The sequence below is a fragment of the Pseudomonas sp. zjy_15 genome (assembly GCF_043101865.1).
Classification (GTDB): Bacteria; Pseudomonadota; Gammaproteobacteria; order Pseudomonadales; family Pseudomonadaceae; genus Aquipseudomonas; species Aquipseudomonas putida_Y.
In genome coordinates, this window is sequence record NZ_JBICII010000112.1 from 36851 (window position 1) to 59594 (window position 22744).

The 22744-nt window shown below is 62.0% G+C and carries 21 protein-coding genes; 9 read left to right on the forward strand and 12 right to left on the reverse strand.

Annotated elements, in window-relative coordinates:
• Positions 1–12: 12 nt before the first annotated feature.
• The 11 genes from ACF8EF_RS21785 to ACF8EF_RS21835 all read right to left on the reverse strand — a co-directional run bounded on the left by ACF8EF_RS21785 (position 13) and on the right by ACF8EF_RS21835 (position 13022).
• Positions 13–717 (reverse strand): TetR/AcrR family transcriptional regulator, encoded by a 705-nt coding sequence (locus ACF8EF_RS21785; RefSeq protein WP_003252210.1) that lies wholly within the window; start codon positions 715–717, stop codon positions 13–15.
• A 190-nt stretch (positions 718–907) separates the two neighbouring features.
• Positions 908–2410: a lysine--tRNA ligase gene (gene lysS / locus ACF8EF_RS21790; RefSeq protein ID WP_209963893.1), complete on the reverse strand. Its 1503-nt coding sequence runs from the start codon at positions 2408–2410 to the stop codon at positions 908–910.
• A gap of 93 nt (positions 2411–2503) precedes the next feature.
• Positions 2504–3599 (reverse strand): peptide chain release factor 2 gene (gene prfB / locus ACF8EF_RS21795; RefSeq protein ID WP_061405587.1). Its coding sequence is split into 2 segments (ribosomal slippage): positions 2504–3526 and positions 3528–3599, totalling 1095 coding nucleotides; the frame shifts between segments, so codons are not numbered across the junction.
• Positions 3600–3743: 144 nt separating this feature from the next.
• Positions 3744–4748, reverse strand: coding sequence for a Wsp signal transduction system regulator diguanylate cyclase WspR (gene wspR / locus ACF8EF_RS21800; protein WP_176682728.1), 1005 nt, complete (start codon positions 4746–4748; stop codon positions 3744–3746).
• A gap of 51 nt (positions 4749–4799) precedes the next feature.
• A complete protein-coding gene (wspF, locus tag ACF8EF_RS21805; protein ID WP_176682727.1) occupies positions 4800–5813 on the reverse strand; it encodes a Wsp signal transduction system protein-glutamate methylesterase WspF in 1014 nt (337 codons plus the stop codon).
• Positions 5810–8107 carry a hybrid sensor histidine kinase/response regulator gene (locus tag ACF8EF_RS21810; RefSeq protein WP_392460523.1) on the reverse strand — a complete coding sequence of 766 codons (2298 nt, stop codon included), beginning with the start codon at positions 8105–8107 and terminating at the stop codon, positions 5810–5812. The genes wspF and ACF8EF_RS21810 overlap by 4 nt, the downstream gene beginning before the upstream one ends.
• Positions 8104–8769 carry a chemotaxis protein CheW gene (locus ACF8EF_RS21815; RefSeq protein ID WP_209963886.1) on the reverse strand — a complete coding sequence of 222 codons (666 nt, stop codon included), beginning with the start codon at positions 8767–8769 and terminating at the stop codon, positions 8104–8106. Before ACF8EF_RS21815 ends, ACF8EF_RS21810 begins: the two co-directional genes overlap by 4 nt.
• Positions 8766–10040, reverse strand: coding sequence for a protein-glutamate O-methyltransferase CheR (locus ACF8EF_RS21820; RefSeq protein WP_176682724.1), 1275 nt, complete (start codon positions 10038–10040; stop codon positions 8766–8768). Before ACF8EF_RS21820 ends, ACF8EF_RS21815 begins: the two co-directional genes overlap by 4 nt.
• The gene (locus tag ACF8EF_RS21825) at positions 10037–10540 is read right to left on the reverse strand and encodes a chemotaxis protein CheW (protein WP_176682723.1); all 504 of its coding nucleotides are present in this window, start codon (positions 10538–10540) and stop codon (positions 10037–10039) included. The genes ACF8EF_RS21820 and ACF8EF_RS21825 overlap by 4 nt, the downstream gene beginning before the upstream one ends.
• Before the next feature lie 5 nt (positions 10541–10545).
• On the reverse strand, positions 10546–12168 hold the full coding sequence (locus ACF8EF_RS21830; RefSeq protein WP_176682722.1) for a methyl-accepting chemotaxis protein: 1623 nt from the start codon (positions 12166–12168) through the stop codon (positions 10546–10548).
• 170 nt (positions 12169–12338) lie between these two features.
• Positions 12339–13022 (reverse strand): tellurite resistance TerB family protein, encoded by a 684-nt coding sequence (locus ACF8EF_RS21835; RefSeq protein WP_176682721.1) that lies wholly within the window; start codon positions 13020–13022, stop codon positions 12339–12341.
• A gap of 216 nt (positions 13023–13238) precedes the next feature.
• Between ACF8EF_RS21835 and ydcS the strand changes: the two genes are divergently transcribed.
• From ydcS to ACF8EF_RS21870, 7 genes are all read left to right on the forward strand, one after another.
• Positions 13239–14390: a putative ABC transporter substrate-binding protein YdcS gene (gene ydcS / locus ACF8EF_RS21840; protein ID WP_392460524.1), complete on the forward strand. Its 1152-nt coding sequence runs from the start codon at positions 13239–13241 to the stop codon at positions 14388–14390.
• A 149-nt stretch (positions 14391–14539) separates the two neighbouring features.
• Positions 14540–15571 (forward strand): ABC transporter ATP-binding protein, encoded by a 1032-nt coding sequence (locus ACF8EF_RS21845; protein ID WP_392460526.1) that lies wholly within the window; start codon positions 14540–14542, stop codon positions 15569–15571.
• A 1-nt stretch (position 15572) separates the two neighbouring features.
• Positions 15573–16484 (forward strand): ABC transporter permease, encoded by a 912-nt coding sequence (locus ACF8EF_RS21850; protein WP_021784211.1) that lies wholly within the window; start codon positions 15573–15575, stop codon positions 16482–16484.
• A complete protein-coding gene (locus ACF8EF_RS21855) occupies positions 16474–17280 on the forward strand; it encodes an ABC transporter permease (RefSeq protein WP_176682718.1) in 807 nt (268 codons plus the stop codon). Before ACF8EF_RS21850 ends, ACF8EF_RS21855 begins: the two co-directional genes overlap by 11 nt.
• A 17-nt stretch (positions 17281–17297) precedes the next feature.
• Positions 17298–18722, forward strand: a complete 1425-nt coding sequence (locus tag ACF8EF_RS21860) for a gamma-aminobutyraldehyde dehydrogenase (RefSeq protein ID WP_209963867.1) — start codon at positions 17298–17300, stop codon at positions 18720–18722.
• A 128-nt stretch (positions 18723–18850) separates the two neighbouring features.
• Entirely contained in the window at positions 18851–19105 is a 255-nt protein-coding gene (locus ACF8EF_RS21865; protein ID WP_209963865.1) for a type II toxin-antitoxin system HicA family toxin, read from the forward strand.
• On the forward strand, positions 19102–19434 hold the full coding sequence (locus tag ACF8EF_RS21870) for a type II toxin-antitoxin system HicB family antitoxin (protein WP_176682715.1): 333 nt from the start codon (positions 19102–19104) through the stop codon (positions 19432–19434). The genes ACF8EF_RS21865 and ACF8EF_RS21870 overlap by 4 nt, the downstream gene beginning before the upstream one ends.
• Before the next feature lie 120 nt (positions 19435–19554).
• On the opposite strand, the gene ACF8EF_RS21875 is transcribed toward ACF8EF_RS21870, so the two are convergent.
• On the reverse strand, positions 19555–20661 hold the full coding sequence (locus ACF8EF_RS21875) for an NADH:flavin oxidoreductase/NADH oxidase (RefSeq protein ID WP_392460527.1): 1107 nt from the start codon (positions 20659–20661) through the stop codon (positions 19555–19557).
• A 445-nt stretch (positions 20662–21106) separates the two neighbouring features.
• On the opposite strand from ACF8EF_RS21875, the gene ACF8EF_RS21880 reads away from it, so the two are divergent.
• The gene (locus ACF8EF_RS21880) at positions 21107–21367 is read left to right on the forward strand and encodes a DUF3077 domain-containing protein (protein WP_176682713.1); all 261 of its coding nucleotides are present in this window, start codon (positions 21107–21109) and stop codon (positions 21365–21367) included.
• A 766-nt stretch (positions 21368–22133) separates the two neighbouring features.
• On the forward strand, positions 22134–22691 hold the full coding sequence (locus ACF8EF_RS21885) for a hypothetical protein (RefSeq protein ID WP_392460528.1): 558 nt from the start codon (positions 22134–22136) through the stop codon (positions 22689–22691).
• Positions 22692–22744: the final 53 nt, after the last annotated feature.

The following is a 22744-nucleotide window of genomic DNA, read 5'->3' on the forward strand; positions in this document are numbered from 1 at the left end:
GTCGTTCTCGCCTCAGGCCGATGCCAGCACCAGCTGCAGGTATCGGGTAAGCATAGCGAGCATCTGCCCATCGGCTTGCGCATTCGCTTGCTTGAGCAGGCCTTGATATTCCAACTGCTCGATAATCGCCGTCAACATCTGTGCATCCTGCTCTGGCTGCCGCGAGCCCACGACCTGCAGCAATTGCCGGGTGCCGTGCAGCAGGATCTGCTCATGAGCGCACACCAACTCGGCCAGTCGCGGGCACAGCAATGCTTCCTGGCGGAAGGCCTGCTCGGCCATCAGGAAATCACGGCGGTTCAGCAATTGCCGCTGAACGTAGTCGGCGGTCATGCGCGCCACCTCGTCAGCCAGCCGCGCCCGGGCCTGCGGGCTGCCATCGCCCTGCGCCAGCAACTGGCGCAACACCACCTCGGTGTTGGCCCACAGCTTGGCCATGTAGGCCGCACTGCGCTCGACGTACTGGGCAAAGGTATCGGTGAGCAGGTCCTCGATGTCCTTGAAATAGTAGGTGGTGGCCGACAATGGCACGCCGGCCTCGGCGGCCACTGCCCGGTGGCGCACACCGCGCACGCCATCGCGCACGACAATGCGCATGGCGGCATCGAGAATCAACTGGCGACGCTGTTCGCTGCCTTGGCGGGCAGTCTTGCGGCCTTGGTATTGCACGCTTTCGGCGACGGCGGTGGCGATGCCGGCGGCGCCTTGGTCAGGCATGGCGGGTGTCACGGGGGATACCTCATGGGCAGTGTTTCGTCAGTACCGGCCTCTTCGCGGGTAAAACCGCTCCTGCAAGGGCCTGCTGAGGCCTTTGCAGGAGCGGGTTCACCCGCGAAGGGGCCAGCCCTGACAACATAAAGCTTCAGGCAAGAAAAAGCCGCCTCGAAAGGCGGCTCGTTCAGCTCACTCAGGCCTGCGGACGCATGTGCGGGAACAGGATGACGTCGCGGATCGATGGCGAGTTGGTCAGCAGCATCACCAGGCGGTCGATGCCGATGCCTTCACCGGCGGTCGGCGGCATGCCGTACTCCAGCGCACGAACGAAGTCGGCGTCATAGTGCATGGCTTCATCGTCACCTGCGTCCTTCTCGGCCACCTGGGCCAGGAAGCGCTCGGCCTGATCTTCGGCATCGTTGAGCTCGGAGTAGGCGTTGGCGATTTCGCGGCCACCGATGAACAGCTCGAAACGGTCGGTAACGGCCGGGTTGTCGTCGTTGCGACGGGCCAGCGGCGACACTTCGAACGGGTACTCGGTAATGAAGTGCGGCTGTTCCAGCTTGTGCTCGACCAGCTCTTCGAAAATCATCACCTGCAGCTTGCCCAGGCCTTCATGGCCCAGCACCTTGGCGCCGGCCTTCCTGGCAATCTCGCGGGCGCGGTCGACGTCCTGCAGGTCGGCAGCGGTCAGCTCCGGGTTGTACTTGAGGATCGAGTCGAACACCGACAGGCGTGCGAACGGCTCGCCGAAGTGGAATACCTTGTCGCCGTACGGCACGTCCGTAGAACCCAATACCAGTTGCGCCAGCTCGCGGAACAGTTCCTCGGTGAGGTCCATGTTGTCACGGTAGTCGGCATAGGCCTGGTAGAACTCGAGCATGGTGAATTCAGGGTTGTGACGAGTCGAAACGCCTTCGTTACGGAAGTTGCGGTTGATCTCGAACACTTTCTCAAAACCACCAACCACCAGACGCTTGAGGTACAGCTCCGGCGCGATACGCAGGAACATGGCCATGTCCAAGGCATTGTGGTGGGTTTCGAACGGCTTGGCAGCGGCGCCGCCCGGAATGGTCTGCAGCATCGGCGTCTCGACTTCGAGGAAGTCACGCTCGATGAGGAACTTGCGGATGTGCGAGATCACTTGCGAACGCACACGGAAGGTGTGGCGGGTTTCTTCGTTGACCATCAGGTCGACGTAGCGCTGGCGGTAGCGCTGCTCGGTGTCGGTCAGGCCGTGGTGCTTGTCGGGCAGCGGGCGCAGCGACTTGGTCAGCAGGCGTACGTTGGTCATCTCGACGTACAGGTCGCCCTTGCCGGAACGGGCCAGGGTGCCTTCGGCGCTGATGATGTCGCCCAGGTCCCAGGTCTTGACCGCGGCCAGGGTTTCTTCCGGCAGGGTCTTGCGGTTGACGTAGACCTGAATACGGCCAGTCATGTCCTGGATAACCATGAACGAACCACGGTTGAGCATGATGCGGCCGGCGACCTTGACCGGGATCGCGGCTGCTTCCAGCTCTTCCTTGGTCTTGTCCGCATACTGCTTCTGCAGGTCGTTGCAGTAGCTGTCGCGACGGAAGTCGTTGGGGAAGGCATTGCCCTTGGCACGCTCGGCGGCAAGTTTTTCCTTGCGCAGGGCGATCAGGGCGTTTTCTTCCTGTTGCAGGTCTTGCGATTCGGTCTTGAGGTCGCTCATGTCGTCATTCTTTCCATCAGGTATTCGTTGCCCGTTCCGGGCAGGGCACGCGCTACCGGCGGCTGGCCAGGTAGCGCGGCATGGGGGTGCGAATTACAGGCCCTGCTTGAGGCTCGCTTCCAGATACTGGTCGAGGTCGCCGTCCAGGACTTTCTGGCAATCGCTACGCTCGACACCGGTACGCAAGTCCTTGATGCGCGAGTCATCCAGTACGTAGGAGCGAATCTGGTGGCCCCAGCCGATGTCCGACTTGCTGTCTTCCAGCGCCTGCGAGGCGGCATTGCGCTTCTGCATTTCCAGCTCGTACAACTTGGCCCGCAACATTTTCATGGCGGTGTCCTTGTTGGCGTGCTGGGAACGTTCGTTCTGGCAAGCCACCACGGTGTTGGTCGGCACGTGGGTGATACGGACCGCCGAGTCGGTGGTGTTCACGTGCTGACCACCGGCACCGGAGGAGCGGTAGGTGTCGATGCGCAGGTCGGACGGGTTGATCTCGATTTCGACCTTGTCGTCGATCTCGGGCGATACGAACACCGCCGAGAACGACGTGTGGCGACGGGCACCGGAGTCGAACGGGCTCTTGCGCACCAAGCGGTGCACACCGATTTCGGTGCGCAGCCAGCCGAAGGCGTACTCGCCCTTGATGTGCACGGTTGCACCCTTGATACCGGCCACTTCACCTTCGGAAAGCTCGATGATGGTGGCGTCGAAACCACGCTTGTCGGCCCAGCGCAGGTACATGCGCAGCAGGATGTTGGCCCAGTCCTGCGCTTCGGTACCACCGGAACCGGCCTGGATGTCCAGGTAGGCGTTGTTCATGTCCATCTCGCCGCTGAACATGCGACGGAACTCAAGCTGGGCCAGGTTTTCTTCCAGGCTTTCCAGCTCGGTCACGACGTCGCCGACGGCGCCTTCGTCATTTTCTTCGACGGCCATGTCGAGCAGGTCCTGGCAGTCACCCAGGCCGTTGGACAGTTTGTCCAGGGTCTCGACGACCTGGGCCAGCATGGCACGCTCGCGGCCCAGTGCCTGGGCGTACTCAGGCTTGTTCCAGACGTTGGGGTCTTCCAGCTCGCGGTTGACTTCGATCAGGCGGTCATGCTTGTGATCGTAGTCAAAGATACCCCCGAATTGACTGGGAACGCTCGGTGAGGTCCTTGATGGTGTTCAGGATCGGTTGGATTTCCATGGGCGGGCTACTCGTGCGAATTCGGTGAAAAGCCCGCGAGTATAACCGAGTCCGCAGCATGGCGGCAGACCCGCCGGGCGGTCGTATGTATTTAGGGCAACCTGCGCGGTCTCATGTGAGAGCGGCCGCGCCCTCTCCAAGTGCTTAGGCGATGCCGACTTGGTTACGCCCACCGTTCTTGGCCAGGTAAAGACCTTTGTCGGCCGCCGAAATCAGCTGCCGACAGTGGCTGCCGATAGCAGGCGTCTGGGTGGCCAGGCCGATGCTTACGGTCAAAAATGCATCAGCCGTTGGCGCAGTATGCGGGATACCCAGGCCCAGCACGGTCTGGCGCAGCTTCTCGGCCACCAGCCGCGCCCCGCCTGGCGAGGTGTTGGGCAGCACCAGGGCGAACTCTTCACCGCCATAGCGCGCCGGAAGGTCGGTCGGCCGCGAACACGAGCCGCGAATGGCTTCGGCCACCTGGCGCAAGGCCTCGTCGCCGGCCAGGTGGCCAAAGCTGTCGTTGTAGACTTTGAAGAAGTCCACGTCGATCATCAGCAAAGACAACTGCTGCTGTTCACGCATCGCCCGCCGCCACTCCAGCTCCAGGTATTCATCGAAGTGGCGGCGGTTGGACAGCCCAGTCAGGCCATCGGAGTTCATCAGCCGCTGCAGCATCAGGTTGGAATCCAGCAACTGCTGCTGGCTGACGCGCAAGGCACGGTAGGCCTCGTCGCGCTGCAACAGTGTCAGGTAGGAGCGCGAGTGGTAGCGAATGCGCGCCACAAGCTCGATGGTGTCAGGCAGCTTGACCAGGTAATCGTTGGCCCCGGCAGCAAATGCCGCACTCTTGACCAACGGGTCTTCCTTGGTCGACAGGACGATGATCGGGATGTCCTGGGTCACCGGGTTGTTGCGGTACTCGCGCACCAGGGTCAAGCCGTCCAGGCCTGGCATGATCAGGTCTTGAAGAATGACCGTGGGCTTGATGCGCATGGCCTGGGCCACCGCCTGGTGCGGGTCGGCACAGAAGTGGAAGTCGATGTTGTCTTCATCGGCCAAGCCACGCCGCACCGCTTCGCCGATCATTGCCTGATCGTCAACCAACAGCACCATCGCCGAGTTCTCGTTGGTGGTCGCGAAACCTTCGATCGGTAAATCATTCATCATTGTTCACCCGATCACTACCGGCCTGGCGGCGTGATTCAATACATTTCGTCATTTTGCGAAAAATTCAGTCAGGCGCCCGGCAATGCGTTCCAGCGGGCGGATTTCCACGGCGGCATCAATAGCCGCAGCAGCCTTGGGCATGCCATACACCGCGCTGCTGGCTTGGTCCTGGGCAATGGTCAGAAAGCCCTGCTGACGCATCAGCTTCAGGCCCTGGGCACCGTCGCGGCCCATGCCGGTGAGCAACACGCCCACGGCTTCACCATTCCAGTAACGTGCCACGCTCTCGAAGAACACATCGATCGAGGGCCGGTAGATTTCATTCACAGGTTCGGCAGTGTAGGCCAGTTGGCCGCTCTGTAGCAGGCGAATGTGGTGGTTGGTACCGGCCAGGAGTACCTGCCCTGGCCGCGGCGGTTCGCCTTCACGGGCCAGTCGCACCGGCAGGCCTGCTGCGCTGCTGAGCCATTCGGCCATGCCTGCGGCAAACACCTGGTCCACATGCTGGACCAGCACGATGGCCGCCGGAAACGCGACCGGCAAGCCCTTGAGCAACACTTCCAGTGCTGCTGGCCCCCCCGCCGAAGACCCGATTGCCACCAACCCGCGGCGCTGGGAAGCCTCGCGCAGTGGTGCCGCCACCGACCTTGCGGCAGGTGTACGCTGCTGGCCGACCAGCCAGCCGATATTGAGGATCTTGCGCAGCAATGGCGCCGCCGCTTCGCGGGCATCGCCAGCCCCCAGCGCAGGGGTGTCGACCACATCGAGGGCGCCATGGCCCATGGCCTCGAATACCCGGTGTACGTTCTGCTTACGGTCGACCGTGACGATGACAATGGCGCACGGGGTTTCGGCCATGATCCGTCGGGTCGCCTCGACACCGTCCATCACCGGCATGATCAGGTCCATGAGTATCAGGTCCGGCAACAACTCGGTGCAACGCTGCACCGCCTCGGCACCGTTGCTGGCTACCCACACGACCTGGTGCGCGGGCTCCAGGGCGACCGCACGGCGCAACGCTTCGACGGCCAGGGGCATGTCATTGACGATGGCGATCTTCATCCCTGAGCACCTCCGATCAGCTCCACCACAGCATCCAGCAACGCATCGTCGTGGAAACTGGCCTTTGCCAAATAGTAGTCGGCGCCGGCATCCAGGCCTCGCCGTCGGTCTTCCTCACGGTCTTTATAGGACACCACCATCACCGGCAACGACTGCAGGCGCTGGTCGCGGCGCACCAAGGTAACCAGCTCGATACCGTCCATGCGCGGCATGTCGATGTCGGTGATCAGCAGGTCGAAGTCCTCGCTGCGCAGGGCGTTCCAGCCATCCATGCCATCCACCGCCACCGCCACGTCGTAGCCACGATTGCCCAGCAGCTTGCGCTGCAGTTCACGCACGGTCAGCGAGTCGTCGACCACCAGGATGCGTTTGCGAACCACACCACGGGCTCCGCTGCTGCCGCGTTCGATACGCTCCAGGCTGCCGGTACTGAGCAGTTTTTCCACCGAGCGAAGCAAGTCTTCGACATCGACAATCAGGACCACCGAGCCATCATCGAGCAAGGCACCGGAGGAAATGTCCTGCACTTTCCCCAGGCGCGGGTCGAGTGGCATCACGACCAGCACCCGCTCCCCCACCAACCGCTCCACGGCCACGCCGTACAGTTGCTCGCGCTCACGAATCACCACTACCCGCAGGCTGGTTTCGTCGCTTTGCCCGGCCGGTCGATTGAGCAACTGGCTGGCCGCCACCAGGCCAATATGCCGGCCTTCGTGCCAGAAATGCTGCCGCCCTTCGATCTGCACGATCTGCTCGGCGGTCACTTCCAGCGTGCGTTCGATATGGGCCAGCGGGAAGGCGTAAGCCTCACCACCCACCTCGACCACCAGACTGCGAACGACCGAGAGGGTCAGCGGCACCTGCAGATGGAAGCGGCAGCCCTGCCCTGCCACCTGGGTCAACTCGATCGAGCCGCGCAGCTCGCGGATCAAGTGCTGCACCGCATCCAGCCCCACACCGCGCCCGGACACTTCGGTAACCTTGTCACGCAAGCTGAAACCAGGCAGGAACAGGAACGTCAACAGTTCCGCCTCACTCATCCGCGCCACCGTATCAGCAGGCGACAGGGCGCGCTCGACGATGCTGCTGCGCAGGCGCTCCAGGTCGATACCGGCGCCATCGTCGATCAGTTCCAGGCTGAGCATACCCGCCTGGTGCGAAGCCCGCAGTCGGATCACCCCCTCGTCCGGCTTGCCCGCCAGCAAGCGCCGCTCGGGCAATTCGATACCGTGGTCGACGGCATTGCGCAACAAGTGGGTCAGCGGGGCTTCGAGCTTTTCCAGCACATCGCGGTCGACCTGAGTCTTCTCTCCTTCCACCACCAGCCGCACCGGTTTGCCCAGCGAACGGCCCAGGTCGCGGACCATGCGGCTTTGCCCGGTCAGCACGTCGGCAAACGGCCGCATCCGGCAGGCCAGGGCAGTGTCATACAACAACTGTGCACGCTGACTGGCCTGCCAGCCGAACTCATCCAGATCGGCCGCCTGCTGCTGCAGAATCTGCTGGGTCTCTGCCAGCAGGCGCTGGGTCTGTGCCAAGGCTTCGAGCACCTCGCCGCCCTGACCACTGTCTTCCAGTTGCATGCGCAAGCCGTCAAGTGCCTGCATGCCTTGGCCGTGCATGCGTTTGAGGCGCTGCAGGGTAGCCAGGTACGGTTTGAGCCGCTGGGTTTCCACCAGCGACTTGCTGGACAGGTCAAGCAGGCTATTGAGGCGGTCGGCGGTGACACGCAGAACCCGCTCGGCACCTTCGCCAGCGCGCTTGCCAGCCTTGCGCCGCAGGGCTGGTTCGGGCTCTGGTTCCGGCGCCTGGGCTGGCAATGGCAAGGGTGCAGGCGGCAGGGTTGCCGGCGGCGGTTCCGGCAGCACGGGTGCAGCCAGCGGCACTGCAGGCATGGCGGAAGCGCCCACGTCGAGCAGGCTGGCCATTTGCGCAAGAAACACCGGCAAGGTCGCCTGCGCCCCGGCATCGCCGGGTGTGGCAATACGCATCAGCAGGTCGGTACCTTGCAACAACGCGTCAATATGCTCGGCGGTCAGCCGCAGTCGGCCTTCCTGGGCCGCTACCAGGCAATCCTCCATGACGTGGGCGACACTGACGCCAGCATCCACCCCGACAATGCGCGCTGCCCCCTTGAGCGAGTGCGCTGCGCGCATGCACGCCTCGAGCTGGTCGGCTTGGGTGGGGTTGCGTTCCAGTGCCATCAGGCCAGCGCTGAGCACTTGGGTCTGCGCCTCGGCCTCCAGGCTGAACAGTTCGAGCAACGATGCGTCGCGCATTTGCTCTGGGGTCATGACAGGCTCCGCTGCAGGGCAGACAGTAAGTGTTGATCGTCCAGAACCCGCACGCTGCGGCCGCGCCACTGCAGGACTGCGGCGGTAAAGCGTGTGGCGTCCCGGCCACTGCCCAGCAACTGCGGGTCGAGCCGGTGAATACCGTCGATTTCCTCGACAGCCATCACCACCGGCCCACCTTCGGCGGCCAGAATCAGCATACGTGGCATCGCCCGTACGCTGCGTTGCTCGGGGGCGCCGCCCTGCACCCCCAGCAAGTCAGCCAGTGACAGGCACGGCACCAACGCGCCGCGCACATTGGCAACCCCATGCAGCAGCCGCGAGCGCTGGTGCGGCAAAGAATGCACCGCCTGCAAGGGGGCGATCTCGACCAGGCAAGCGGTAGCCAGCGCCAGCCATTCTTCGCCCAGACGGAACAGCAGCATGGAATGGCCGGTGTTTTCCTCGTCCGGCTGCACCGCTGCAGCCTGGTGGTCCTGCGTCAGCGCATAACGGTCGAGCAAACGCGTGGCCGCAGCGGCATACACCTCGCAATTGCGGCAATGAACATGCCGCTCCAGCAGTGGGCACTGCTTGTCGCCGCGCACACCAATGCGGTTCCAACAGTCGTCGATGTGCGCGTCATCCTCGGCGAGCAACTGCATCGCGGATTCACTGTTCATCGTTCAGACTCCCGGCCAGCCCGCGCCGCGCGCGCCTGAAGGCGCCGAGCGCCGGCCATGTCACCCTGGGCCGCCAGCAAGGCGGCCAGGTGCACCAGCGCCTCGGGGTGCTGTGGATCCAGGTACAGGGCCTTGCGATAGTGGTTCAGCGCCTGCTGCGCATCGCCTTCGGTATCACTGAGCAAACCCAGCCAGTAGTACACCTGTGCCGACGGCGGGTACTGGCTCAGGTAGCGCTGGCATGCGCTACGGGCCTGCTCGCTGGCGCCGGCATTGGCCAGCCGGGCAATGTCGGCCAGCAACTCGCTGGCCCCCTCGTGCCTGTGCTCGCGGACTGGCGCTGGCCTGGCCGCCACCGGCAGCACACGCAGAGGACGAGACAACGGCACACTGGGCTGCGAAAAACCCGGTGCCGGCAAGCTGGTGAACGTACGCTTGGCGGGTTGGGCAGGTGCCGCCGCCAAGGGGGGGCTGTCGCCTTCGTGACGCACATAGGCAAACGACTGGGCGATCCCCAATGGGCGCATGCCCATGCGCGCCAACAAGCTGCCTTCAGCCGGGCCGATGAACAGCACACCCTGCGGATGCAGCAAGCGCTTGAGCACTTCGAACACACGCTGTTGAGTCGGGACGTCGAAATAGATCAACAGATTGCGACAGAACACGAAGTCATACAGGCCATCGCGGCTGGCCAGCGCCGGGTCAAGCACATTGCCCACCCGCAGGCTGACTTGCTGGCGTACCCGTTCATGCAGGCGGTGGCCTTCGCCCTGAGCATCGAAGTAACGCTCGCGAAAGCCCAGTTCGCTACCCCGGAACGCATTGCGCCCATATACCGCCTGCCCGGCCTTGGCTACCGAGCTGGGGCTGATGTCCATTCCATCGACAAGGAATGCCCCTGGCCCCATCCCGGCGTCAAACAAGGCCATGGCCAGCGAATAGGGCTCCTCGCCGGTAGAACATGGCAGGCTGAGTAATCGCAGCGGGCGCGCGCCAGCCAGTTGAGCAAGCCGTTTATGGGCCAGGCTGGCCAGCGCAGTGAAGGATTCGGGGTAACGGAAAAACCAGGTTTCCGGGACGATCACCGCTTCGATCAGCGCCTGTTGCTCATCTGCCGACTGCTGCAGGCGCAGCCAGTAATCGTCCAGGTCCATCGCGCCCGCAGCCACGCAACGTTGACGCAGCGCGCGTTCGACCATGGGCGCCCCCACCGACTCCACGTCCAGGCCAATACGCTCGCGCAAGAAGCGGAAGAAACGCTGTTCGTTCATGTGGGCATCCCTGTCGGGTCTTGCGTGTACAGCAATTGGTGCACGGTGTCGGGCAGCAGGTCATTGACTTCGATGCGCTGCAGCAGGCCCTGGGCATCCTGGCGCACCGGGCCCAGATAAGGCGCTTCGCCTGTGTCCACCCCGTAGGGCTGGAACTCGTCGGGTTGGCAACGCAGGGTTTCGGTGGCCTGCTCAAGGATCAGGCCAAGCTGCAGACCGCCTCGATAGTGGACCAGCACCAGGCGGGTGCTGGTGCGTTGCACCGCTGCCTGGCCGAAGCTCAGTGCGGCAAGGTCGATCACCGGTACCAGTTGGCCACGATGGGCGAGGATACCCGCGACCCAGGCAGGTGCCTGGGCGATGGGCTTGAGCGGCTGACGCGGCAGCACTTCGATCACCTCGTGCACGCTCAGGGCAAAGCGCTGCTCTCTGATGCGAAACTGCAGGTACAGCGTCCCCTTGGTGTTCTCCGCCGCGTTGCGCAGTAGCAAGTCGTTCATCGCGGTCAGACTTTGAAGCGCGACACGCCGCCACGCAGGCCCGCGGCCACCTGGCTCAGCTCATCGATGGCATAGCTGGCCTGGCGCAGCGACTCGACAGTCTGGGTGCTGGCATCGCTGAGCTGGGCCAGCGCCTGGTTGATCTGCTCGGCACCAGTGGCCTGGGCCTGCATGCCTTCGTTGACCATCAACACACGCGGCGCCAAGGCCTGTACCTGGTGAATGATCTGGCTGAGTTGCTCGCCCACCTGCTGCACCTCGAACATGCCGCGGCGCACTTCTTCGGAGAACTTGTCCATCCCCATGACACCGGCCGACACTGCCGACTGGATCTCGCGCACCATCTGCTCGATGTCGTAGGTGGCCACGGCGGTCTGGTCGGCCAGGCGGCGCACTTCGGTAGCAACCACGGCAAAGCCGCGGCCATATTCGCCGGCCTTTTCCGCTTCGATGGCGGCGTTGAGCGACAGCAGATTGGTCTGGTCCGCAACCTTGACGATGGTTACCACCATCTGGGTGATGTTGCTGGCTTTCTCGTTGAGGATACCGAGCTTGGCATTGACCAGGTCGGCAGCGCCCATCACCTGATGCATGGTCTCTTCCATGCGTGCCAGGCCCTGCTGCCCGGAGCCTGCCAGACTGGATGCCTGATCAGCAGCCGTAGTCACTTCGGTCATGGTGCGCACCAGGTCCCGCGAAGTGGCGGCGATTTCCCGCGACGTGGCGCCGATTTCGGTGGTGGTGGCGGCCGTTTCGGTGGCGGTGGCCTGCTGCTGCTTGGACGTGGCGGCAATCTCGGTGACCGAAGTGGTCACCTGCACCGACGAACGTTGGGCCTGGGCCACCAGGTTGGCCAGTGCCTCGGCCATTTCGTTGAAGCCGCTTTCGATGGCGCCGAATTCGTCCTTGCGGTCCAGGCTCAGGCGCATGCTCAAATCACCCGAGCGCAGTTTGTCGAGGGCATGCACGATACGCTGCATGGGCGCCGTGATAGCACGTAGCAGCAGCAGGCCGCAGATGCCGGCAGCGACGATTGCCAACAACAGCGAAACCAACATGCTGCCCTTGGCCGTGTTGACGGCATTGACGATCTCGTTGGTGGCGGCACCGGCAGAGGCCCGATTATTCTCGATCACGTCATTCAGGTGCTCGCGCCCATCCATCCAGGCCGGGGTGAGGACCTCGGTGATCAGCCGTTGGGCTTCGTCGTAGTTGTGCTGAGCGTACGCATCCAGCACCTGGTTGACGATCTTGAGGTAGTTTTCTTCCAGTTGCACGAAGCTGTCAAATCGGGCCTGGTCGTCCTTGTCCTTAATGGTGGTCTGGTAGCTGGCCATGAATTGCTTTAGCCGGTTATCGAAGTTTCTGAACAGTTCCAGGTCGGCCGAAGTGATTTCACGATGGTTGGACAGGCCGACCAGTTGCTGGCTGGTGACGTAGCTGTCGACCCAGGCGCTGCGGATCATCGAGCTGTAGTAGACGCCGGGAATGCTGTCGGTCCCCACCGCCTCTTCGGCGGTTTCGATAGTCACCAACCGCGAGTAGGCGGCCACGATCATCAGCAGCATGATGGCGATGATCACGGCGAAACTTGCCAGGATCCGTTGGCGCAAGGTCCAGTTCTTCACATTCAGCCCTCAGGAATTCACAACGAGCGGGAAAAATCGCCGAAGTATAGCCCAGAGGTCTTACGGTTTATCGGGCGAAATGCGCGGATTGGGTAAAAGCTGGCAAGTGCTTGTCGTGACATTTTCGGCGCTCGGCTTGACGAACGCAGAAAATGTCGTGACAAACGCTGCTACTGCGCAACGGCCTCCCTCACCTGGGTCTCCAGCGCCTGGCGCAAGCCCGGGTCCAGCCGCAGCTGGCGGGCCAGCTCATCCAGGTAGGCACGCTCCATGAAGTTATCCTCATCGACCATCATCACGCTGGCCAGATACATCTCGGCAGCCATCTCCGGCGTTTGCGCCGCGCGGGCCACTTCGGCCGGGTCCAGCGGCTTGTTCAGCTCGGCATGCAGCCAGTGCTGCAATTCGCGGTCGCTGTCCAGGCGTGTGAACTCGCCCTCGATCAGCGCCCGTTCGCGCTCGTCGATATGCCCATCGGACTTGGCGGCCGCCACCAGCGCGCGCAGTACTGCCTGGCTGTGCTGCTCGGCCTGGGCTGGCGGCAGGCGGTCGATGGTTTGAGGCTCGGCGGCGGCCACCCGCTGGTTTGCCTGCCAGTTGCCGTAAGCTTTATAGGCCAGCACCCCCAGCGCGGCGAGGCCACCGTACGTCAGGGCTTTGCCACCGTACTTGCGGGCCTTCTTGCTACCCAGCAACAGGCCAAGAGCGCCTCCACCCAACAGGCCGCCCCCTGCTCCGGACAATAGCCCGCCAAGCCCGCCTGACGCGCTGCCAGGCTTGGTGGCGCCTCCCTGCTTCTCGAGCAATTGCTGGCCAGATTTGAGGAGTTGATCAAGCAAGCCCCGGGTATTCATTCGCGCGTCTCCACGTAAGAAGATTCAAACGCCAGAGTAAGGCTTGGCGGAGCACACGCCATGCAGGGATTTGCTTCCGGATGTTGCATTAGCTGGCAAAAAGCCAACTAGACTCGATATCGCCAATACCTCGCACCCACGCACTACGCTTATAACGATTGCTTCACTGCTTGCCTCATGACTGCCAGAACAGGATCGCCAAGAAGAGGGAACACCATGTCAGTGCACAAGACCGCATTGCTCGGCGCCACCACCTGCGCCATGCTGGCCAGCGCCAGCCTGCAGGCCGCCGAACCGCCCAAGGCCCTCGGGGCCGGCGAGGGGCGCCTGGACATCGTCGCCTGGCCCGGCTACATCGAACGCGGTGAAAGCGACAAGGCCTACGACTGGGTGACCGGTTTCGAAAAGGCAACCGGCTGCAAGGTCAGTGTGAAAACGGCCGCCACCTCGGACGAGATGGTCAGCCTGATGACCAAGGGCGGCTATGACCTGGTCACCGCCTCGGGCGATGCATCGTTGCGGCTGATTGCAGGCAAGCGTGTACAGCCGATCAACACCGCCCTGATCTCCAACTGGAAGACCATCGACCCGCGCCTGCAGAACGGTGGCTGGTATGTGGTCGACAAGCAGGTGTACGGCACGCCGTACCAGTGGGGGCCAAACGTGCTGCTGTACAACACCAACACCTTCAAGCAGGCACCGACCAGTTGGAGCGTGGTGTTCGAGCCGCAGAACCTGCCCGACGGCAAGCCGAACAAGGGCCGCGTGCAAGCCTATGACGGGCCGATCTACATCGCCGATGCAGCGCTGTACCTCAAGTCGGCCAAGCCCGAACTGGGCATCAAGGACCCGTACGAACTGAACGAGGCACAATACAAGGCCGTGCTGGAACTGCTACGCCAGCAACAACCGCTGATCCACCGCTATTGGCATGACGCCACGGTCCAGATGAGCGATGTGAAAAATGAAGGCGTGGTTGCCTCCAGCTCCTGGGGCTACATGGTCAATGGCCTCAAGGCCGAGAACCAGCCAGTGGCCTCCACCATCCCCAAGGAGGGCGCGACCGGCTGGGCTGACACCACCATGTTGCACGCCGAGGCCAAGCACCCCAACTGCGCCTACAAATGGATGGACTGGTCGTTGCAACCTAAGGTGCAAGGCGATGTGGCAGCCTGGTTCGGCTCGTTGCCGGCTGTGCCGGCGGCGTGCACCGGCAGCGAACTGCTGGGGACCGAGGGCTGCAAGGCCAACGGTTTCGACAACTTCGACAAGATCGCCTTCTGGAAAACGCCGCAGGCTCAAGGGGGCAAGTTCGTGCCGTACAGCCGCTGGACCCAGGACTACATTGCGATCATGGGTGGTCGCTGAGGTTGTCTGAATGCCTGTGCTGGCCTCTTCGCGGGCAAGCCCGCTCCCACAGGTTCTTCACCGCCTGTAAGGGTGGCGCGTCTCCCGTAGGAGCGGGTTCACCCGCGAAGAGGCCGGCACAGGAGAACCCTTGTTGTCCGGAGCCCAGCATGCCCCTAGCCGTCCAGTTCACCCAGGTTTCCCGCACCTTCGGCGAGGTCAAGGCCGTCGACCAGGTCAGCATCGACATCATCGATGGCGAGTTCTTTTCCATGCTCGGCCCTTCCGGCTCAGGCAAGACCACCTGCCTGCGCCTGATCGCGGGCTTCGAGCAACCCTCCAGCGGGTCGATCCGCATCCAAGGGGTCGAGGCTGCTGGCATGCCGCCCTACCAACGTGACGTCAACACTGTGTTTCAGGACTATGCGCTGTTCCCGCACATGAACGTGCTGGACAACATCGCCTATGGCCTGAAGGTAAAAGGCGTGGGCAAGGCCGAACGCCACAGCCGCGCCGAAGAAGCCCTGGCCATGGTGGCCCTGGCTGGCTATGGCGCGCGCAAACCGGCACAGCTGTCTGGCGGCCAGCGTCAGCGCGTGGCCCTGGCCCGGGCGCTGGTCAACCGGCCGCGGGTGCTGCTGCTGGATGAGCCACTGGGCGCGCTGGACCTGAAATTGCGCGAACAGATGCAAGGCGAGCTGAAAAAGCTGCAACGCCAACTGGGCATCACCTTCATCTTCGTCACCCACGACCAGACCGAAGCGCTGTCGATGTCAGACCGGGTCGCGGTGTTCAACCGCGGTCGTATCGAACAGGTCGACACCCCGCGCAACCTGTACATGAAGCCCAGCACAACCTTCGTCGCTGAATTCGTCGGCACGTCCAACGTGGTGCGTGGCGAGCTGGCCATGCAGCTCAACGGCAGCCTTGCGCCCTTCTCCATCCGCCCCGAGCACATCCGCCTGGGCGACCCGGTAGTGACCAGCCATGAGGTACAGGTCAGCGGCGTGCTGCGTGATGTCCAGTACCAAGGCAGCGCCACACGCTACGAACTGCAGCTGGACAACGGCCAACTGCTGGCAGTCAGCCAGGCTAATGACCGCTGGCAGAAGCAGGTGCAGGCCTGGCAGCCCGGGCAACGGCTGCAGGCGCACTGGCCCCGCGAGGCCATGACGGTGCTGCAGGAAACCGAGGACCGCTGAGATGAGCACACTGCGCAGCTTGTCCAACCTGCTGTACCGGCGCCCCAACCTGTACCTGGCACTGCTGTTGATCCCGCCGCTGACCTGGTTCGGCGCGATTTACCTGGGCTCGCTGCTGAACCTGCTGTGGCAGGGCTTCTATACCTTCGACGACTTCACCATGGCGGTGACCCCGGACCTGACCCTGGGCAACTTCGCCGCGCTGTTCAACCCATCGAACTTCGACATCATCCTGCGCACCCTGAGCATGGCGGTGGCGGTGTCGCTGGCCAGCGCGGTGCTGGCCTTCCCCATCGCCTACTACATGGCGCGCTACACCAGCGGCAAGACCAAGGCGTTTTTCTACATCGCGGTGATGATGCCCATGTGGGCCAGCTATATCGTCAAGACCTATGCCTGGACCCTGCTATTGGCCAAGGGCGGCGTGACCCAATGGTTCGTCCAGCAGCTGCACCTGGATGGCCTGCTGCAAGCAGTGCTGGCCGTGCCGGGCGTGGGCGGCAGCACGCTGTCGACTTCGCACCTGGGGCGCTTCCTGGTGTTCGTGTATATCTGGCTGCCGTTCATGATCCTGCCGATCCAGGCCTCGCTGGAGCGCTTGCCACCGTCGCTGCTGCAGGCTTCGGCGGACCTGGGCGCCCGGCCAGGGCAAACCTTCGTGCAGGTGATCCTGCCGCTGTCGATCCCCGGTATCGCCGCCGGCTCGATCTTCACCTTCTCGCTCACCCTGGGCGACTTCATTGTGCCGCAACTGGTCGGCCCGCCCGGCTACTTCATCGGCAGCATGGTCTATGCCCAGCAAGGAGCGATAGGCAACATGCCGATGGCCGCCGCGTTCACCTTGGTGCCCATCGTGCTGATCGCGGTGTACCTGGCCATCGTCAAGCGCCTGGGGGCTTTCGATGCACTCTGAAAAAGCGTCTGCAGGGCTGCGCCTGGCGGCCTGGGGTGGGTTGCTGTTCCTGCACTTCCCGATCCTGATCATCTTCCTGTACGCCTTCAATACCGAAGACGCTGCGTTCAGCTTCCCGCCCAAGGGCTTTACCCTGAAGTGGATCGACGTCGCCTTCGCCCGGCCCGATGTCCTTGAGGCAATCAAGCTTTCGCTGCAGGTGGCTTGCCTGGCCACATTGATCGCACTGGTGCTCGGTACGCTGGCCTCGGCGGCGCTGTACCGGCGCAGTTTTTTCGGCAAGGAGAGCATTTCGCTGGTGCTGATCCTGCCCATCGCCCTGCCAGGCATCATCACCGGTCTCGCCCTGCTCTCGGCGTTCAAGACGTTAGGGATAGAGCCCGGGGTGTTCACCATCGTAGTCGGCCACGCCACGTTCTGCGTGGTGATCGTCTACAACAACGTGATCGCCCGCCTGCGGCGTACCTCGCAAAGCATGATCGAAGCCTCGATGGACCTCGGCGCCGACGGTTGGCAGACCTTCCGCTACATCGTCCTGCCCAACCTCGGCTCGGCACTACTGGCGGGCGGCATGCTGGCCTTTGCCTTGTCGTTCGATGAAATCATCGTCACCACGTTCACCGCCGGCCACGAGCGCACCCTGCCGATCTGGCTGCTCAACCAGCTCAGCCGCCCGCGCGACGTACCCGTGACCAACGTTGTCGCCATGCTGGTGATGCTGGTGACCATGCTGCCGATTCTTGGCGCCTATTACCTGACCCGTGGCGGCGATAGCGTCGCGGGCGGTGGCAAATGACCCTGGAGGAGCCCCCGATGCAAACGCAGATGCTGATCAATGGCCAACTGGTCGCTGGCCAAGGCCCGGCCTGGACCGTGCTCAACCCGGCGCTGGGCACTGCCCTGGCGCAGATCAACGAAGCCACTGAGGCACAGGTGGACAGCGCCGTACGCGCTGCCGACCAGGCCTTCGACAGCTGGTCGCAAACCAGCCCTAAAGAACGTTCGCAAGCATTGCTGGCGCTGGCCGACGCCATCGAAGCCCATGGCGATGAACTGGCCCGGCTGGAATCGCAAAATTGCGGCAAGCCCCTGAGCGCTGCACTGAACGATGAGATCCCGGCGATTGCCGACGTGTTCCGCTACTTTGCCGGTGCGGCGCGCTGCCTGGGCGGCTCGGCGGCAGGCGAGTACCTACCGGGCCACACCTCGATGATTCGCCGCGACCCGTTGGGCGTGGTGGCTTCCATCGCGCCGTGGAACTACCCGCTGATGATGCTGGCCTGGAAGATCGCCCCGGCCCTGGCGGCCGGCAACACGGTGGTGATAAAGCCGTCCGAACTGACGCCGCTGACGGCCCTGCGCCTGGGCGAGCTGGCCCAGGACCTGCTCCCGCCGGGCGTGCTGAACATTCTCTTCGGCCGCGGCCAGACGGTCGGCAACCCGTTGATTACCCACCCCAAGGTGCGCATGGTATCGCTGACCGGCTCGATCCCCACCGGCGCGCACATCATCAGCGCCACCGCCGACAGCGTGAAACGCATGCACATGGAGTTGGGCGGCAAGGCGCCGGTGCTGGTGTTCGATGACGCTGACATCGATGCCGCCATCGACGGCATCCGAACCTTCGGCTTTTACAACGCCGGCCAGGACTGCACCGCAGCCTGCCGCCTGTATGTGCAGGACGGGATCTACGAGCGCTTCGTCGAGCGCCTGGGTAAAGCCGTAGCCAGCCTCAAACCGGGCCTGCAGGAGTCTGAAGAAACCGAACTGGGGCCGCTTATCAGTGCCCAGCACCGCGACAAGGTTGCCGGGTTGGTGCAGCGGGCCATCGCCCAGCCGCACATTCGTCTGGTTACCGGTGGCAAGGCAATCGAGGGCGATGGCTATTTCTTCGAACCTACCGTACTGGCCGATGCCCTTCAGGATGACGAGATCGTGCGCAACGAAGTGTTTGGCCCGGTGATTTCGGTCACCCGCTTCACCGATGAAGCGCAGGCGCTGGAATGGGCCAACGACTCCGATTACGGCCTGGCCTCATCGGTATGGACCCGCGACACCGGCCGCGCCCACCGCCTGGCGGCACGCTTGCAGTACGGCTGCACCTGGGTGAACACCCACTTCATGCTGGTCAGCGAAATGCCCCATGGCGGGCAGAAGCATTCAGGGTATGGCAAGGACATGTCGATGTATGGGCTGGAGGACTACACCTGTGTGCGCCATGTGATGATCAAGCACTAAGTGCTCGCGTTGACCGAGGGTCTTGAATGCCCCTCGGTCAACGCCTCAGAATTTTCCTTCAACGGTGATCTACTCCCTCCTACTGCACATCCATTGAGCCCTCATGCTTGGTATCATAATCTGATACCATGAATAATCATCAGAAAGCCACACTTGAAGCATTACTTGAAAGGCCGGTGCCCAGAACACTGGAGTGGGCGCGAGTGGAGTCTCTATTGGTATCGCTGGGTGCCAGGGTCATAGAAGGAAGAGGATCGCGGGTTCGCTTTGAACTCAATGGAGCAGTGGCAACCTTCCACCGCCCTCATCCGGACAGGCACGCCAAGCCCTATCAACTCAGAGACGCCCGCCAGTTCCTTGAGCAGGCAGGAGTATTACCATGAATGTAATGACTTACCGCGGCTACGCCGCTCGTATCGAATACAGCGACGAAGACCAGTTGCTGATCGGCCATGTCGCCGGTGTTCGCGACGTGATTGGTTTTCATGGCGAATCGATCAGTGAGTTGCGCCAGGCATTTGAAGAAGCCGTTGACGATTATCTTGAGACTTGCCAACGCCTCGGGCGGGAACCGCAGAAAACGTACTCCGGCAAGCTCAGCCTACGCCTTGAGCCTACCCTTCACGCCAGTGTGGCGGCCCAGGCAGAGCTGGCCGAAAAGAGCATCAATCAATGGGTGAGCGATATTCTCAGCAAGGCTACCTATAGCTGAACCCAGCTACCAACGCCGGCGTTGCAGGAGCGGCCTTGTATCGCGATGGGCTGCGCGGCAGCCCCGGCAACTGTTGCCGGGACACAGGGCCGCTCCTGCAAGGGCCGCGCAAGGCTTGGGTCAGTCGCGCAAATCGGACTCGTGAATCGGGTTGGCGCGGCTGGTCGCGCGCTGGTATTGCGCCGGCCAAGTGGCCTTGTTGCCGCCCAGGTCGTCGTCGGCATGCAGTGGCCAGTACGGATCGCGCAAAAGTTCGCGGGCGAGGAAGATGATATCGGCCTGGCCGGTGCGCAGGATGTGCTCGGCCTGGGCCGGTTCGGTGATCATGCCCACGGTGCCGGTGGCAATTTCCGATTCCTTGCGCACGCGCTCGGCAAAGCGGGTCTGGTAGCCGGGGCCGGTAGGGATCTCGGCGTTGACCGAGGTGCCGCCTGAAGAGACATCCATCAGATCCACGCCCAACTCCCGCAGGCGGCGTGCCAGTTCGACGGTTTCATCCGGGTTCCAGCCATCCTCTACCCAATCGGTAGCCGATACACGCACGAACAGCGGCAATTCGGCAGGCAAGGCCTTGCGCACGGCCTCGACCACCTGCAGGGTCAGGCGAATACGGTTTTCAAAGCTACCGCCATATTCGTCACGGCGCTGGTTGCTTAGCGGTGACAGGAACTGGTGCAGCAGATAGCCATGGGCAGCATGGAGTTCCACCACCTTGAATCCAGCCTTCAAGGCGCGCTCTGTCGAGGCGACGAAGGCGGCGATCACCTCCTGGATCTCGTCCTGACTCAACTCGCGTGGAGGTGTGTGCTGCGGATCGAAGGCGATCTTCGACGGCCCCACCGGTTGCCAGCCGCCCTCCTCCAGCTTGACGCTGCCCTGTTTGCCAAGCCATGGGCGGTAGGTACTGGCTTTGCGCCCGGCGTGGGCCAGCTGGATGCCAGGCACGCCCCCCTGTGCACTGATGAAGCGGGTGATGCGCTGCAACGGCGCGATCTGGGCGTCGTCCCACAGGCCCAGGTCTTCGGCGGTAATACGGCCACCGGCGGTCACTGCCACGGCTTCAGTGATTACCAGGCCGGCGCCACCGACGGCGCGGCTACCTAAATGGACGAGATGCCAGTCGTTGGCCAAGCCATCGACGGCGGAATACTGGCACATTGGTGACACGGCGATGCGGTTGGGCAAGGTTAGCTGACGCAGGGTGTAAGGCTCGAGCAGCAGGCTCATGAGGGCACCTCCCAAGGACTCCAATGGTGATCCGGCCTGGACACTCAATTACACGTCCCTGGCCCAAGTCCGGTCATAACCTCAGACTAGACCAGAATGGGTGGGGAGGAGGTTCCATGGGATTTTGGGTGGGGTGCGTTTTTTTGTCTTGAGAGTATGTCGCCTTTGCTGGTTGCTGGCATTCAGCGTCCGGGCGTGGAATCCGATCAATTACCGAGTAACTGTCGTCATGGCCGTTGTGCGCGGAAGGTCACAAACCTACCAGTTTAACTCGTAGCCTGGATTCCACACCGCGTAGAGCTGCCACCCTTCGTGTGGAATCGGAGAAGCAGTCAATCAGTAAGCCTACGAGTGATTGATATGAAAATGACAGCCCCTGATCCCCCCCTCATTTCGATTAGAACTTTCATTCATTGTCACTCGAAATGATTCAGGAGAAGGATCAATGAGCACAGTCGACACCCAATTCACCGTCGGCAAAACCACTTTCTTCCAAGGTGAAAACCAGACCCACCCACTGTTTCGCATCGAAGCAGGCATTCCGTGCCGGGACGCCCGTGATCAGGCATCCGAATTGATGGGTTATGTGCGTGAGCTGGCCATCCTCGGCCTGATGGATGAGAAACCCATGATGATCTGGGCTGCCCACTACCTCAGTGCGATGACCAAGGCGTTGATGGATGATGCCGAGTTAGGCTCTGTATGAAATCCCTTGATACTCAGTAACGCTGCGTTGAAAACAGCCTCGGAATGCTCATTTACGGCCCATAAATCGCGCTTCTTCGGCTGTTTTCGCCTTGCCTGACTTTCGTCTCAAGGCATTTCATACAACCCCTAGGTATGTCGCGTTGAGGTTGGCGCCACTGCTACTCGGCTAAGGGCAGTAATTACTCCATACATGAATGGGTCACCTCCCCCATGTACACCTTCTTGCCCCGACACACCGGGGCAACGGAAGATTTCCCACAGCCAATTACCTCAAGAGCCACATCAGCTTCGGAAAATCTTCTCAATCAGTAACCCCCATATCTTATCGAACCCACTACACCAAGCGACTAATGTCTCCTAGCGCCAACCACCACTATCTGGCTAACAGCCTTTAAGGCATTGTACAAAACTTGAGGCATAGCCAATGCAAAGACAATTCGCTCCAAGTGACATTAGCATTCTAGACAATGCCATTACACTGGATGAACAAGCCAAACAAGAAGATTAGAGCTATTCCAAGTGAACACCTGGGGGCAACCAGTTATTTATGGCGGTGTGAATCCCCCCATTCAGCCGCCGCCATCTACTAGTGACGGCGCTACGATCACCGTTGGAATTGACAGCATTAATGGACAACCGCCCGCAGGTCCTCGTCCATCAATCACCACCGTCATAGGTGGCGGCCAGGACAAGTACGCTTGTTGCTCTGCCCCACAGCAAGACAAATATCGTTAGAAGGCTTCATTCCTAGGAGGGATTTGCTGATGTTAACTTGGCGTGCCTGGATCGAAATCATGCAGGCTTTGGAACCCCATAAGCGAATGACATCCATGTTACTTATCGGCTTCACTTTCTTATGTTTTATTCCGATCTACCTAACGAACTGGAACAGCAGCACACAACCAGTAACAGCTCCCTGGGTACGCGTTCCAGCCACTCTTACATCAAAACCTGAACTTTGGGAGCATGACAAGTCGATCTACAGTTTTGGCATTGCTTACACCGAACCAAGCGGCCATCTGATCAAAACATGGGTTTATGCAGAAAAAGCCCGCTTCGACGCCGCCAACCTTAGCAAGGCAACGCCCCTGTTTGCAGATATCGAAGATGCTTTAGCCGGCTCAATCGTCAGACAATTATCGACCAGCGATGAGATTCTGTACGATCAAACAATCAAGAAGTATGTGAGAGAGACTTACAACCGGGAAGCAGTCGAGGGGATGGTGTTCTTCTCACTGCTGAGCCTGGCTTCGTTCGTCGCAGCAGGCGTCATGCACTGGCAGAACCGGAAGCGCAAAAGGCAATCCGAGATCCGCCACTAACAGTTGCATGTGTGGGAGCGGGCATGATTTGAGGTCAATGCGGGCGAGGGGGC